The 13369-nt window shown below is 66.6% G+C and carries 13 protein-coding genes; 11 read left to right on the top strand and 2 right to left on the bottom strand.

The genetic code is table 11. The features are described from left to right. Nucleotides 1-15 precede the first annotated feature (15 nt). From EJB06_RS25435 to EJB06_RS25390, 10 genes are all read left to right on the top strand, one after another. Complete coding sequence (locus EJB06_RS25435) at nt 16-1722, top strand: NAD+ synthase (RefSeq protein WP_126076824.1); 1707 nt, start codon at nt 16-18, stop codon at nt 1720-1722. After that, nucleotides 1719-2777 (top strand): bifunctional nicotinamide-nucleotide adenylyltransferase/Nudix hydroxylase, encoded by a 1059-nt coding sequence (locus EJB06_RS25430; RefSeq protein ID WP_126076823.1) that lies wholly within the window; start codon nt 1719-1721, stop codon nt 2775-2777. Before EJB06_RS25435 ends, EJB06_RS25430 begins: the two co-directional genes overlap by 4 nt. Then, nucleotides 2774-3700, top strand: a complete 927-nt coding sequence (locus tag EJB06_RS25425; protein ID WP_126076822.1) for an ADP-ribosylglycohydrolase family protein — start codon at nt 2774-2776, stop codon at nt 3698-3700. Before EJB06_RS25430 ends, EJB06_RS25425 begins: the two co-directional genes overlap by 4 nt. Then, nucleotides 3697-4260: a nicotinamide riboside transporter PnuC gene (gene pnuC, locus EJB06_RS25420; RefSeq protein WP_126076821.1), complete on the top strand. Its 564-nt coding sequence runs from the start codon at nt 3697-3699 to the stop codon at nt 4258-4260. The genes EJB06_RS25425 and pnuC overlap by 4 nt, the downstream gene beginning before the upstream one ends. After that, complete coding sequence (locus tag EJB06_RS25415; protein WP_229427284.1) at nt 4257-5273, top strand: AAA family ATPase; 1017 nt, start codon at nt 4257-4259, stop codon at nt 5271-5273. Before pnuC ends, EJB06_RS25415 begins: the two co-directional genes overlap by 4 nt. A 129-nt stretch (nt 5274-5402) precedes the next feature. Beyond that, on the top strand, nt 5403-5873 hold the full coding sequence (locus EJB06_RS25410; RefSeq protein ID WP_126076820.1) for a hemerythrin domain-containing protein: 471 nt from the start codon (nt 5403-5405) through the stop codon (nt 5871-5873). Nucleotides 5874-6011: 138 nt separating this feature from the next. Further along, nucleotides 6012-6833 (top strand): Crp/Fnr family transcriptional regulator, encoded by an 822-nt coding sequence (locus tag EJB06_RS25405; RefSeq protein ID WP_370660153.1) that lies wholly within the window; start codon nt 6012-6014, stop codon nt 6831-6833. A 175-nt stretch (nt 6834-7008) separates the two neighbouring features. Beyond that, nucleotides 7009-7338, top strand: coding sequence for a DHCW motif cupin fold protein (locus tag EJB06_RS25400; protein ID WP_126076819.1), 330 nt, complete (start codon nt 7009-7011; stop codon nt 7336-7338). Nucleotides 7339-7348: 10 nt separating this feature from the next. After that, nucleotides 7349-7828 (top strand): GNAT family N-acetyltransferase, encoded by a 480-nt coding sequence (locus tag EJB06_RS25395; protein WP_126076818.1) that lies wholly within the window; start codon nt 7349-7351, stop codon nt 7826-7828. 30 nt (nt 7829-7858) lie between these two features. Then, nucleotides 7859-8461, top strand: a complete 603-nt coding sequence (locus EJB06_RS25390) for a hypothetical protein (RefSeq protein ID WP_126076817.1) — start codon at nt 7859-7861, stop codon at nt 8459-8461. On the opposite strand, the gene EJB06_RS25385 is transcribed toward EJB06_RS25390, so the two are convergent. Next, complete coding sequence (locus EJB06_RS25385; protein WP_126076816.1) at nt 8445-10016, bottom strand: oleate hydratase; 1572 nt, start codon at nt 10014-10016, stop codon at nt 8445-8447. The two genes, EJB06_RS25390 and EJB06_RS25385, sit on opposite strands and share 17 nt — an antisense overlap. Before the next feature lie 258 nt (nt 10017-10274). Here EJB06_RS25385 and EJB06_RS25380 point away from each other — a divergent pair, with 258 nt between their 5' ends. Beyond that, nucleotides 10275-11558, top strand: a complete 1284-nt coding sequence (locus EJB06_RS25380) for a PQQ-dependent sugar dehydrogenase (protein WP_126076815.1) — start codon at nt 10275-10277, stop codon at nt 11556-11558. On the opposite strand, the gene EJB06_RS25375 is transcribed toward EJB06_RS25380, so the two are convergent. Further along, entirely contained in the window at nt 11482-13341 is a 1860-nt protein-coding gene (locus EJB06_RS25375; RefSeq protein WP_229427283.1) for a sensor domain-containing phosphodiesterase, read from the bottom strand. The genes EJB06_RS25380 and EJB06_RS25375 overlap by 77 nt on opposite strands. Nucleotides 13342-13369: the final 28 nt, after the last annotated feature.

Genomic DNA, 13369 nt, shown 5'->3' with positions numbered 1-13369 from the left:
AACCGAGAGCATCCGATGCTGAAAATCGCCATCGCCCAATTGAACCCGACCGTCGGGGATATCGACGGCAACAGCGGCGCCATCATCGCGGCCATGCAAGACGCCGCGCGGCAGGGCGCCGGCCTGGCCGTGTTCGCCGAACTGGCCCTGTGCGGCTACTATCCGGGCGACCTGCTGGAGGAGCCGGCCTTCCTCGGCCGCATGGCGGCAGGCCTGGAACGCGTGCTGGAGGCCTCGCGCGGCCTGCCCGGACTGGTCTCGGTGGTCGGCGCCGTGCGCGCCAACGACGGTCCCGGCAAACCGCTGTTCAATGCCCTGCTGGCGATCCGCGACGGCGCGATCGTCGCCGAATACTACAAGCAGCTGCTGCCGACCTACGGCGTGTTCGACGACCGCCGCCACTTCGAGCCGGGTCCGGAAGGCGCCTGCGTGCTGCAGGTCGGCGCGCACCGCATCGGATTCCTGATCTGCGAGGATGGCTGGAACCACGAAGGGCGCGACTACAAGGTCAATCCCTTCACCGCCCTGCGCGAGGCGCGGCCCGACCTGGTGGTCAGCATCAACGCCAGTCCGTCCGACATCGGCAAGCGCGAACTGCGCCACACGCTGTTTCGCGCCGCCTCGCAGCACAACGCGCTGCCGATCCTGTACGTGAACCAGGTCGGCGGGCAGGACCAGCTGGTATACGACGGCGCCTCGTTCGCGGTGTCGCCCTCGCAGGGCCTGGCGTTCGAAGCGCGGCGCTTCGGCGAAGACTTCCGGGTGATCGGCTTCGCGCAGGGGCGCTTCAGCGCGGCCGATGGGGCGGCGCTGGACGCACCGGACGGCGCGGGCTTGCCGGTGGCCGAATTCGCGCGGCGCCAGATCGTGCTCGGTCTGCAGGACTATGCGCGCCGCTGCGGCTTCGGCAAAGTGGTGGTCGGCTGCTCGGGCGGCATCGATTCGGCCCTGACGCTGGCGCTGGCGGTCGACGCGCTGGGGCCGGAGAACGTCATCGCGGTGACCATGCCGTCGGCGTTTTCGAGCGAAGGCTCGATCAGCGATTCGGTCGCGCTGTGCAGCAACCTGGGCATCACCCTGTACACGCACCCGATCCTGGACCTGGTCAGGCAGTACGGCGCCGGCTTCGACACCGCCTTCGACCGGTCCTTGCAGGGCCTCCCGCTCGAAAACCTGCAGGCGCGCGTGCGCGGCACGATCCTGATGGCGTATTCGAACGCCTCCGGCGCCCTGCTGCTCACCACCGGCAACAAGAGCGAAATCTCGGTCGGCTACTGCACCTTGTACGGCGACACCAACGGCGGCCTCGGCCTGATCGGCGACCTGTACAAGACCGAGGTGTTTGCCCTGTCGCGCCACATGAACGAACGCGCCGGGCGCGCGCTGATTCCCGACGCGGTGCTGAGCAAGCCGCCATCGGCCGAACTGGCGCCGGGCCAGCGCGACACCGACAGCCTGCCCGAATACGCGGTGCTCGACGAGATCCTCAAGTGGCACATCGAAGGGCGCCGCCTGCCGCCGGCCGAAGCGGCGCTGGCCGAACGCTTCGTCGCCGGCCTGGCGGCCGACGCCGGCGGCGCGGCGCTGGTCAAGCGCATCCACGGCATGGTGGCGCGTAACGAATACAAGCGGCGCCAGGCGCCTCCGATCATCCGGGTGCGTTCGCGCGCCTTTGGCAGCGGCCGTCAATTGCCGATTGCCGCTCACTATGGTAGCCCATGAAAACACAAGCCAACCAACATGCCACCGACGTCGCGGTCCTGATCGGCCGCTTCCAGCCTTTCCATCGCGGTCACGTGGTCCTGCTCCAGCGCGCGCTGGTGAGCGCACCGACAGTGGTGCTGGTGCTCGGGTCCTCCTTCCAGGCACGCAACGCGAAGAACCCCTTCACCTGGGAAGAACGCGCCGCCATGATCGGCGCCACCCTGAGCGCGGAAGAGCGCGCGCGCGTCAGTTTCGTCGCCGTGCGCGACTATTACGACGACACCCTGTGGGCGGCGGCCGTGCGCAAGGCGGTCGCGCAGAGCGCGCCGGACGCGGCGCACGTGGCGCTGGTGGGCCACTTCAAGGATGCGTCGAGCTACTACCTGAATCACTTCCCCAAATGGGAAAACATCGTCGTCGAATCGGAACGCGCGATCGACGCCACCTGCGTGCGGCGCGTGTTCTTCGAAGCCGAAGACCTGGAGGTGTCGCTCAGCGTGCTGGACGACATGGTGCCGCTCGCCGTGCGCCAGTACCTGAAAGCCTGGGCGCTGCTGCCGCACTATCCGGCACTGGTGGAAGAGCACCGCCGCATCGTGGCCTACAGGACGGCGTGGAAAAGCGCGCCGTATCCACCCATCTTTACCACCGCCGACGCGGTGGTGGTCAGCGGCGGCAATGTGCTGCTGATCCGGCGCGGCGGCTTTCCCGGAAAAGGACAGTGGGCCGTGCCCGGCGGCTTCGTGGACCAGCGCGAGCGCCTGCTGCACGCGGCGATTCGCGAACTGGCCGAAGAAACCAAGCTGGCGCTGCTCGGCACCACGCTCGAAGGCATGCTGGTCGACGTCAAGGTGTTCGACCATCCCGACCGCAGCCAGCGCGGCCGCACCATCACGCATGCCCACTTCTTCGACCTGCAGACCGAGAACCTGCCGCCGGTGGAAGCGTCCGACGACGCCTCGCACGCGGCCTGGATCCCCATCGCCGAACTGGCCGGCATGGAAGACCAGTTCTTCGAGGACCATTTCCACATCCTCGATTCCTTCCTGTCCTTGAGCGGGCAAACGTCATGAGCGGCACACGTGACCGTTATCGCGGCAGCCTGCTGGGACTGGCCTGCGGCGACGCCGTCGGCACCACCGTGGAGTTTTCGCCGCGCGGCTCGTTCGCCCAGGTGACCGACATGACCGGCGGCGGCCCGTTCAGGCTCAAGGCGGGACAGTGGACCGACGACACCTCGATGGCGCTGTGCCTGGCCGAGAGCTTGCTGACCAAGGGCGCCTTCGATCCGCAAGACCAGATCAACCGCTACCGCAACTGGTGGCAGTGGGGTTACCTCAGTTCCACCGGCAGCTGTTTCGACATCGGCATGACGGTGCAGGATGCCTTGTCGCGCTACGCCGTGACGGGGGAGCCGTACAGCGGATCGACCAACCCGCGCAGCGCCGGCAACGGCTCGCTGATGCGCCTCGCGCCGGCGGTGCTGTTCGCCTACCCGGACCGCGCCGCCATGCTGCGCCATGCCGCCGACAGCTCGCGCACCACGCACGGCGCGCCGGAAGCGGTGCAGGCCTGCCAGCTGTTCGCCGCCATCCTGGGCGCGGCGCTCGACGGCCTGCCCAAGAGCGCGCTGCTGGCCAACGCCGGCTTCGTGCCGGGCGAGCCGAAACTGGCGGCGATCGCCGGCGGCGCCTTTCTCGGCAAGGCCGACCGCGATATCCAGGGTACCGGCTACGCCGTCGATGCGCTGGAAGCGGCCCTGTGGTGCTTCTTCCATACCGACAGTTTCGAGGCGGCGGTCCTGCGCGCCGCCAACCTGGGCGACGACGCCGATACCACGGCCGCCATTGCCGGCCAGATCGCCGGTGCCTGGTACGGCGTGGACGGCATTCCGGCACGCTGGCTCGAGCGGATCAGCATGCGCGCCGACATCGACGACATGGCCTGCCGCCTGTTCGACCGCTTTCATGATGCGAACCGCGAGCGCGTGGCGTGATCGGTCCCCTTGAAATCGCGGCCAACGTGGGAGCGAGCGCCTGCATCCTGCTGGCGGGGCGCAACAGCGTGCACACCTGGTGGACCGGCATCATCGGCTGCGCCCTGTTCGCGGTGCTGTTTTACCAGTCGAAGCTGTATGCCGACGTGGCGCTGCAGGGCTTCTTCATCGTCTCGGGCGCGATCGGCTGGATCCAATGGCGGCGCGGCGATCATGGCAGCGCACTGCCGATCACGCACGCCAGGCTCGCCACGCTGGCCTGGATCGTCCCGGCCGGCGTGGCCGCCAGCGCCGCCTACGGCGCGCTGCTGCACTACTTCACCAACGCCTACGCGCCGTTCATCGATTCGGCGGTGCTGGTGTTCAGCATCGTGGCGCAGTTGCTGCTGATGCGGCGCAAGGTCGAGAACTGGGCCTTCTGGATTCTGGTAAACAGCGTGGCCGTGCCGCTGTACGCCAGCCGTGGCCTGTACCTGACGGCCTTCCTGTATGCCTGTTACTGGGTCAACGCGATCGTGTCGTGGCTGTGGTGGCGCCGCCTGGCGCGCGAGGCCGCGTGAACGCGCCCGCCAGGCGCTGGCGGCGCGGCCTCGTGGTCGGCAAATTCTGTCCGCTGCACCGCGGCCACATGCTGGTGATCGACAGCGCGCTGGCCGCCTGCGACGAGGTGGTCGTCATCAGCTACACCTGGCCCGAATTCCCCGGCTGCGGCGCGGCGCTGCGCGAGGCCTGGCTGCGCGCCTTGTACCCGCAGGTGCGCCTGCTGGTGCTCGACCACGCCCGCCGCCTGTCGAGAACGCCTCCGTTTCCCGACAACGACGCGCCCGCTGCGGTGCAGCGCGACTTTTGCGCGGCCCTGTGCATGGATGTGCTGGGCGTGACGGTCGACGCTGTCTTTACCAGCGAAGACTATGGCGACGGCTTCGCGCTGGCGCTGAGCGCCTTTTTCGACGCGCGGCGCGGCCCCGCGCCGCCGGTGCGGCATGTGTGCGTGGACCGCGCCCGGGCCCAGGTGCCGGTGTCGGGCACGGCGCTGCGCGCCTTCCTGCATCCGCTGGTGTACGCCAGCTTCGTGCGCAAGGTGTGCGTGCTGGGCGGCGAATCGAGCGGCAAGACCACCCTGGCCGAGGCGCTGGCCGTGCAACTGGAGAGCGCCTGGGCGCCGGAATACGGGCGCGAACTGTGGAACGAAAAGCATGGCGCGCTGGCCTTCGACGACATGCTGGCCATCGGCCACGCCCAGCAGGCCCGCGAAGCGGCGCTGCTGCCGGGCGCCAAGCGCTGGCTGGTGTGCGACACCAGCGCGCTGACCACCGTGTTCTACAGCACGGAACTGTTCGGCCGGGCCGATCCGGCGCTGGTCGCGCTGGCCGCGCAGCCGTACGACCTCACCTTGCTGTGCGCCCCCGACTTTGCCTTTGTCCAGGATGGCACGCGCCGCGACGACGGCTTGCGCCAGCGCCAGCACGCCTGGTATGTGGCCGAACTGGCGCGGCGCGGCCTGCCGTACACCCTGGTCCAGGGCACCTTGGAACAGCGCCTGCAACAGGCGATCGCCGTGCTGGCCGCCTGAATAGCAGGCAGGCTGGACAAAAATCACCGATATTGTATTTCACGCCACACTTTTGTCGGATTCCGCTCGGCTCACACTCTTACTTTTGGTATTCTTTTGTAATTGTTTAGCGCAACTCGGAGCACGCCCATGGATTTCATGCACGACGACGCCATCGATATCTTAATCATCGAACACGAGGAAGTCACCGCGCTGTTCGAACAGTTTCGCGGCCTGAGCGCGCGCTCGACCGACAGCAAGAAGCGCATTGCCACCGACATCTGCGACGCCCTGACGGTCCACGCCCAGCTCGAGCTCGAACTGTTCTACCCGGCGGTGCGCAGCGCGCTCAAGGATGGCGACCTGATTGCCCAGGCCACCGTCGAGCACACCAGCGCCGCCGAACTGATCGAACGCATCCGCGGCATGGAGCCCGAGAACGAACTATTCGATGCCACCGTCAAGGTACTGTGGGACCAGGTCGCCCGCCACGCGCGCGAAGAAGAGGAAAAGATGTTCCCGCGCCTGCGCAAGAGCAAGCTGGACCTGGTGGCAATCGGGGCGCGCATGATGGCCTACCGCCGGGTGCTGGAGACCGGCCCGGGGCGCGTCCCTGTCTGACGCAGCGTAGGATTTAGATGACAAAGCGTCATTGTTGATGCCTACAGCGTGTCATCCACTGGTCCGATGGTTGCTTTTGGTAGCGAGCTTTACAGTAGAGCCATTGATGAGTTGAACCTAACAACACAGAGGCATACCATGTACCGCACGCAAAATATCGATTCGAACAGCAACGCCACCAACGCAATCCGCACCATCGCCCTGGGCGCCGCCGCCGTCAAGCCGGCCGTGGTCAAGCCGATGATCAGCGTTGCCGGCGCCCAGCAGAACGAATTGCTGCGTGCCTTGTCCCGCACCGACCTGGAAGCCCTGTTCCCGCACCTGGAACTGGTGCCGATGGCAGCCGGCAAGCATCTGTATGACTTCGGCAGCAAGTTCGACTATGCCTACTTCCCGACCAACGCCATCGTCTCGCTGATGTACGTCATGGAAGACGGCGCCACCACCGAAATCGGCGTGGTCGGCCGCGAAGGCGTGCTGGGCGTGGCGATGTACGAAGCCGAGCGCGCCACCTGCAGCGCCGTGGTGCAGACCGCCGGTTACGCGTACCGCCTGAAAAGCAGCGTGCTGCGCGATCTGGTCGCCTCCGGCGGCGCCATGGCCCAGCTGCTGATGCGCTACACCTTCGCCATGTTCGCCCAGCTGGCGCAAAACGTCGTCGGCGGCCGTCACTGCACGATCGAACAGAAGCTGTGCCGCTGGTTGCTGGACCGCCTGGACCGTTCGCTGTCGGACGAAATCAAGGTCACGCAGGACACCATGGCCACCATGCTCGGTGTGCGCCGCGAAACGGTCACCATGACCGCGCGCAAGCTGCAAGCCGATGGCCTGATCCAGTACCGTCGCGGCACCGTCGTGATTGTCGACCGCGCCGGCCTGGAAGCCTGCGCCGGCACCTGCTACCGCGCCGGCAAGATCGGCTTCGAGCAGATGCACGCCACCGCCTGGAACGACGCTTAACGCTTACCCTGGCATCGCGGACAGCACTGCACCGCCCGCGCTGCCACCTGTCACTCCCGGGGCCCGCCGACACCGGCGCGCCCGGGCGCAATTCCCCCAGCCATGTTATGTTATGCCGTGACGGACGCGAGACAAGCGCGTCCGTTTTTCATCACGGCACTTACAAGGCATGCGCATGAACATTTCCGATATTCCCTTCGGCGTGACCGACTGGTCCGGCGTGGAACGCACCGAACATCGCGGCGAAACCGGCACCGCCTGGTGGCAGACGCGCCAGTTCGGGGCCATCCGCGTGCGCATGGTCGAGTACAGCCCCGGCTACCTGGCCGATCACTGGTGCAGCAAGGGACACATCCTGTTATGCCTGGAGGGCGAGCTCGAAAGCGAGCTGGCCGACGGCCGCACATTCCGTCTGACGGCGGGCGTCAGTTACCAGGTTGGCGATGACGCCGAAGCGCACCGCTCCCGCACGCGCGGCGGCGCCAGCCTGTTCATCGTCGACTGAGGTGGCCGCCATGCAGACACTGCGCACGGCCGCGCTTGCCGATATCGATGCCATGTGGGCGCTGCGCACGCGCGCCATTGCCCACGGCTGTCCCGGACATTATGCGCCCGAGGTGATCGGGCCGTGGTCGGCGGCGCCGGTGCCGCGATCGTATGCGGGGCTGGTGCAAGGCGGCGGCGCCGTCATTGCGGAAGAGCGGGGCGCGATGCTGGGCTACGCGATCCTCGACCTGGCGAGCGGCGAAGTCGACGCGGTGTTCGTCGATCCGCAGGCCGGCGGCCGGGGCGTCGGCAAGACCATGCTGGCCGCGCTGGAGCGGATGGCGCGCGAACGCGGATTTTTGCGCCTGTATGTATCGGCGTCGCTCAATGCGGTCGCTTTTTACCGGGCGGCGGGATTCGCCGTGCTGCGCAGCGCCGTGTATGCGCATTCATCCGGTATTGCGCTGGACTGTGTGGAAATGGAAAACCAACTGGGCGGCGCAGGGTAGAATGTTGCTTTCTTTTTAAGTCAGTCACCCATGCACGTGCCGACACGCACCTACGCTACGCCGAACGCCACCCGCCATGGACTCATCCTGATCCTCGCGCTCGCACCGGGTCTGCTGTACGTGTCCGGCTTCTGGCGCTGGTTTTTCACACCGGTGTCGCTGGCGGCAGGCCTGGGTGCGGCGCTGGCCGGCAACCTGCTGCTGGCGCCGTCGATGGCAGGCATCGCGCAGCGCGATATCGACAGGGGAATGCACGCCAGCCTGCGCAGCGGATCGCGTTTTCCTTGGGGCGAGCGGCTGGTGTTGCATTGCCTGATCGGCCTGGTATGTTTCGGCTGGATGATGAGCGCGCTCTGGCTGTGCGCGATGCTGGTCGAACCGGCCATCTCGGAGCGTGCGTTCCGGGTTGAAGCGGTGCGGCAATGCAGCGGCCCCAAATGCGCCGCTTGCACGACCACGGCGTCGGCCGTACTGCGCTTCGAGTCGATGCGGACCGCGCTCTGCGTCGACCACGTGCAGCCACCCTTGCGCGAAGGCGAGTCGATGATCGTGCGCGGCTATTATCATCGGCTGATGATTCGCATCGACTCGGTGCGGCGCGCTCCCGGCGCGACGCCTACTTCAAGGCCTTGATCAGCGCCTCGAACTGCGTGCTCAGTGCGTGATCGTGCTGCTTGATCGGGGGCACTTCGCGTTCGATGCCGAGCAGTTCGTACACCGCCATCTGGGCGGCGCGCACCGAATACTCCACCGTGAACACCACATCGTCGGGGATCTCGACGAACTGGCTGACGAAGGCCAGGTTCTTCGATTCCTTCGGCACCGGCAGCGGACGGTCGCTGTGCAGGCGCGGCATGAACATGCTGGTGATGTAGGGCATGCGGCAAGGGATGCAATTGGCCGTTTCCATCACGTCCAGGTCGAAGCGCAGATGGCCGCACAGCTCGCGCAAAATCTCTTCGCCGGTGCAGTCCGACATCGGCTTGGCGACAAAGTTGCCGATCCGGTCGGGCGAGAGCGCATAGCCCCAGAATACCTTGACCCCGGGCGGCTGGTTGGCGAAATGCGGCTGGTGCGCCAGCACGACCGACATGAACCAGTTCGAATCCTTGAACGTGACCAGGCCGCCGGTGCCGGCTTCGTTGCCGCTGAACGCCTGCATCTTGTCGAAGAAGGCCGCATCCTGCAAGGTCACCGTGAACGAGGCCCAGTACGATTCCGCGATGCTGCTGTTGAACGCGGCCGGATTGCCGAAGCCCGGCTGCGCGGCGGCCAGCTTTTCCCACAAGGTCCAGCCGCCGCTGTCGGTCTTGTCGCGTTTTTCGGGGGCCCTGCTCATGCTGCCCAGGCTGGACGCGTCGGTCATCGAGCCGTTCTGGAAGAACACCAGGTCGCTCGCGGCCACATCCACATGTTCGCTGTTGCCCGCGCGCAGGCAGTCGAAGCCGGTCACGACGAACTTGCCGTCGCTAATGGTGTGAGCGATGTCGGTCACCTTGCAGTCGAGGATGAACTGCACGCCCTGGCCTTGCAGCCATTCCTGCAAGGGACGGACCAGCGAATCGTACTGGTTGTAGACCGTGCGGCGCACGCCGGCCAGGGTTTCGATGCGCGAAAACTCCAGCATGAAGCGGTGCAGGTAGCGCTTGAATTCGACCGCGCTGTGCCATGGCTGGAAGGCGAAGGTGGTGGCCCACATGTACCAGAATTCGGTCTCGAAGAAGGAAGGGTCGAGCCAGTCGCTGATGGTGTCCGCACCGAGCTCGGTTTCGTCGGCCAGGCTCAGTTTCAGCAGCTGGGCGCGGTCGTGCATCGAAAAGCCCATCGACGCGACAGGCACTTTTGCGCGGCGCTTGTCGACCAGGCGCGCCTGCGAGTGGGATTTGTACAGTTCGTTGAAGGCGACGGTTTCGTCGAATACGGTCTTGTTGGCATCGGCGAGCGAGGGGATCGACTTGAACAGGTCCCAGGTGCACTCGTAATTGTCGAAGGTGAGCATGCGGCCGCCGCGCAGCGAGTAGCCATGCTCGGGCGTTCCCGCGCCGTCCAGGCTGCCGCCGAGCAGGGGCGCCGCTTCGTAGATGCGGATATTGGCGCCGGGCACCTTGCCGTCGCGGATCATGAAGGCGGCCGCCGAGAGCGAGCCGATGCCACCGCCGAGCAGGTGGGCTTGTACATTGTTGTTCATGGTGTCGTCCAAAAAAGTGCATCGGTGTCCGGTGCTATCCGGACAGGCAAGTTCCGGACGACATTTGCATCATGCATGTGCTTGCGACGCGGCATGCGTCCGGATGCCTGCAGAATCGCATGGCGCGGGCGCAAAAAAATTGACGCACATCAAAATTGCACAAACGGTAATAGAGTACTTGTTCAGCCGTTTTCGCTGGACAAGGCGCGTGCCTTCCATCCTCTATAATTCCGGCACCTCTTTTTGACTGGATGCCGCATGACGCTTTTCGACGCCTGTTCGCACCTTCACGCCACACTCGCCGCCGCCCTTTGCCTGTCCGCAGGCAGTGTTTTCGCGGCCGACACCTGCGGCGGCGCGCCGCGCCTGGACGTGAGCACGCCGCCGGGCTTTTGCGCAGCCATCATCGGCCAGGGATTCAAGTTCGCGCGCGGCGTGCAGCCGATGCCCGACGGCAGCGTGCTGGTGGTGGACCTGGGCGGCTGGCAGCCGAACCAGGGCAGCGTGTGGCGGCTCGCGCCGGGCGCGGCAGGCTACCGGAAAACCGTGCTGATGAAGAAAATCGACCGTCCCAACGGCATCGTGCTCGGTCCCGACGGCATGGTGTACGTGGGGGCGATCAAGCGCATTTTCCGCTTCGATCCGCGCGATCCGGACGGCACGGTCAAGGATGTCATCGGCGGCAATTCCGGCACGCCGGCGCTGCCCGGCATCGGGCGCCACCCGCTGACCGCGATGCGCTTCGACGCCAAGGGCGATCTGTTCGTGAACGTCGGCTCGGGCAGCGACCATTGCGAAGACAGGGAGGGCAAGGCGCCGGATGCGAACAAGCCGTGCGCCGAGGCGAGCGGGCCGAATGCGCTGGGCGTGCTGCGCAAGTACACGATGCAATGGCCGGCCGGCAGCGTCAAGCGCTGGGAAGTGCATGCGACGGGCTTGCGCAATTCGATGGCGCTGGCGGTCCACCCGGTCACGCATGCCTTGTGGCAGGGCGAAAACTCGCGCGACGCGATCCAGGCGGCCATGAAGGGTTTAAAAAACGATAACGACCTGCCGCATGACGAGTTGAACCTGATCGAAGCGAAGGCCAACTACGGCTGGCCTTACTGCTACGACAACAATGTGGCCAGTCCCGAGTATCCGAACGCCAAGTGCGCCGCCTATCGCGCGCCGGTGCGCCTGCTGCCGGCCCATTCAGCCCCGCTCGGCATGACGTTTTACACGGGCGCCATGTTTCCCGCGCAATACAAGAACAGCCTGATCGTCGGCTACCACGGGTATCGTGCACACGGGCACCGGCTGGTGGCCTTCCTGCCGGATGCGCAGGGTGCGCCGCTGGGCAGGTCGATCGAACTGATCGGCGGCTGGACCGCCAAGCCGAAGCAGCCGGCCGGCGCGCCGGTCGATGTCAAGCAGGGGCCGGACGGCGCCATCTACCTGGTCGAGGACCGCAGCGGCCGGGTGCTCAGGTTGCAGTATGCGGTTCCGGTTCCGGTTCCGGTACCGGTTCCGGCGCCGGGAACGGCAGCGGCGGGCAAATAGGCGCCCACGGCGTGCGCGCGGCCGGCTGGCCGGCCTGCGCGCGCGCGCACCAGGCGAACAGTTCCTCGGGCGCGAGCGGGCGGGCGAACAGATAGCCCTGGCCTTCGTCGCAGCCCTGCTCGTGCAGCAGCTGGCGCACGTCGTCGGTTTCGATGCCTTCGGCCACCACGCGGAATCCCAGCTCGTGCGAGAGCGAGATCATGGTGTTCACCAGCGTGCGGTTGCGTTCGCCGCCAGCCATGTTGCGCACGAAACTCTGGTCGATCTTCACCACGTGCGCCGGCATGCTTTGCAGGTAGGCGAGGCTGCTGTAGCCGGTGCCGAAATCGTCGATCGCCAGGCGCACGCCGGCCTGGTCGAGCGCGGCCAGGGTGGCCAGCGCGGTGCCCTGGTTTTCCATGATCGCGCTTTCCGTCACTTCCAGTTCCAGCCAGCCCGGGGCCACGCGATGCTGGTTCAGCAGCGCCGTGACGGTGCTGACGAAATCGGCTTCGAGCAGGTTGGCGGACGACACATTGACCGACATCTGCAGTTGCAGGCCGGCGGCGTGCCAGACGGCCAGCTGGCGCACGGCTTCGCGGATCACCCAGCTGGTGGCGGCGCGCACCATCGACGTCTGTTCCACCACCGGCATGAATTCGCCCGGCGGCACGTCGCCCAGCTCCGGATGGCGCCAGCGCAGCAGGGCTTCGGCGCCGATGCAGGCGCCCGTGCCGAGGTCGATGCGCGGCTGGTACACCAGGCGCAGCTGGCGGGTATCGTGCAGCGCGGCGTCGAAGGCGTTGAGCAGGGTGAAGCGGCGGCGGTAGGCCGCGTCTTGCTCGGACGAATAGCTGCCGATCGGCAGGCCGGTCCGGTGCGCATCCTGCATGGCGTTCTGGGCGATGCGCAGCACGTCGAGGCAATCGGTGCGGCCCAGCACGAAGGGCGCGATGCCGATCGCCGGCGTGGTCACGAAGCGCGACGTGCCCCAGGCGCTGCGGCTGTCGAGCCAGTGCGCGAGGCGCGCGCTGTAGCGGGCCTCGTCGGTGGCGGGCGGGGCGATGGTGATGAACTGGGTCGCCGCCAGCTGGTACACCTTGTGTTCCTCGCCCATGACGGCGCGGTAGGAGCGGATCGCCTCGTTCATCAGGTCGTCGAAGTAAGAGGCGCCCATCACGCGCGCCGCATTGTTCAGCTGTTCCTGGTTGGCCATGTTGACCAGCACGGCCACGCGCTGCTCGCCCTGCGGGCGGTCCATCTGCAGGTCGGCAAAATCTTCGATGAATTGTTTGCGGTTCGGCATGCCGCTGAGCGGGTCGACCCGGCCCAGGGTGTGCTGCAGCTCGATCTGGGACATGACCATGGCCGCCAGGTCGATCAGCGCGTCGCGTTCGGTGCCGCTGATGGCGCGCGGCTCCGGGCCCAGCACGCACATGGCGCCGAGGCTGTAGCCGTCGCTGGTGATCAGCGGCGCGCCGGCGTAGAAACGGATACCGCTCCTGGCCAGGGGGCTGTCGCGGAAAAAGGCGTCTTCCTGCAGGTCGTTAATGACCAGCATGTCGCCGCAATCGGTGACGCCGGCGCAGGGCGCCTTGAGCCGGGGAATCGAGGTGTGGGACACGCCCACGCGCGACTTGAACCACTGGCGGTCGCTGTCGGTCAGCGACACGGCCGCGATCGGCAAGCCGAACACCCGCGCCGCCATGCGCGTGATGCGGTCGAAGGCTTCGCTGGGGGCGGTGTCGAGCAGGTCGAGCTTGCGCAGGGCCAGCAGGCGCTCGGTTTCATTATGGGTCATCATCTTCATGCCTTTTTCGGCCTGCGCGCTG

Origin of the sequence: Massilia atriviolacea, from assembly GCF_003953935.1 — a bacterium.
In the GTDB taxonomy this organism is placed as follows: Bacteria; Pseudomonadota; Gammaproteobacteria; order Burkholderiales; family Burkholderiaceae_D; genus Telluria_A; species Telluria_A atriviolacea.
This window is presented reverse-complemented; position numbering and strand designations above follow the sequence as displayed.

Excerpts from the sequence above, each read along its gene's own strand:
- EJB06_RS25435 (WP_126076824.1), top strand. The coding sequence starts at position 16 with ATGCTGAAAATCGCCATCGCCCAATTGAACCCGACCGTCGGGGATATC.
- EJB06_RS25430 (WP_126076823.1), top strand. The coding sequence starts at position 1,719 with ATGAAAACACAAGCCAACCAACATGCCACCGACGTCGCGGTCCTGATC.
- EJB06_RS25425 (WP_126076822.1), top strand. The coding sequence starts at position 2,774 with ATGAGCGGCACACGTGACCGTTATCGCGGCAGCCTGCTGGGACTGGCC.
- EJB06_RS25410 (WP_126076820.1), top strand. The coding sequence starts at position 5,403 with ATGGATTTCATGCACGACGACGCCATCGATATCTTAATCATCGAACAC.
- EJB06_RS25405 (WP_370660153.1), top strand. The coding sequence starts at position 6,012 with ATGTACCGCACGCAAAATATCGATTCGAACAGCAACGCCACCAACGCA.
- EJB06_RS25400 (WP_126076819.1), top strand. The coding sequence starts at position 7,009 with ATGAACATTTCCGATATTCCCTTCGGCGTGACCGACTGGTCCGGCGTG.
- EJB06_RS25395 (WP_126076818.1), top strand. The coding sequence starts at position 7,349 with ATGCAGACACTGCGCACGGCCGCGCTTGCCGATATCGATGCCATGTGG.
- EJB06_RS25390 (WP_126076817.1), top strand. The coding sequence starts at position 7,859 with ATGCACGTGCCGACACGCACCTACGCTACGCCGAACGCCACCCGCCAT.
- EJB06_RS25385 (WP_126076816.1), bottom strand. The coding sequence starts at position 10,016 with ATGAACAACAATGTACAAGCCCACCTGCTCGGCGGTGGCATCGGCTCG.
- EJB06_RS25380 (WP_126076815.1), top strand. The coding sequence starts at position 10,275 with ATGACGCTTTTCGACGCCTGTTCGCACCTTCACGCCACACTCGCCGCC.
- EJB06_RS25375 (WP_229427283.1), bottom strand. The coding sequence starts at position 13,341 with ATGATGACCCATAATGAAACCGAGCGCCTGCTGGCCCTGCGCAAGCTC.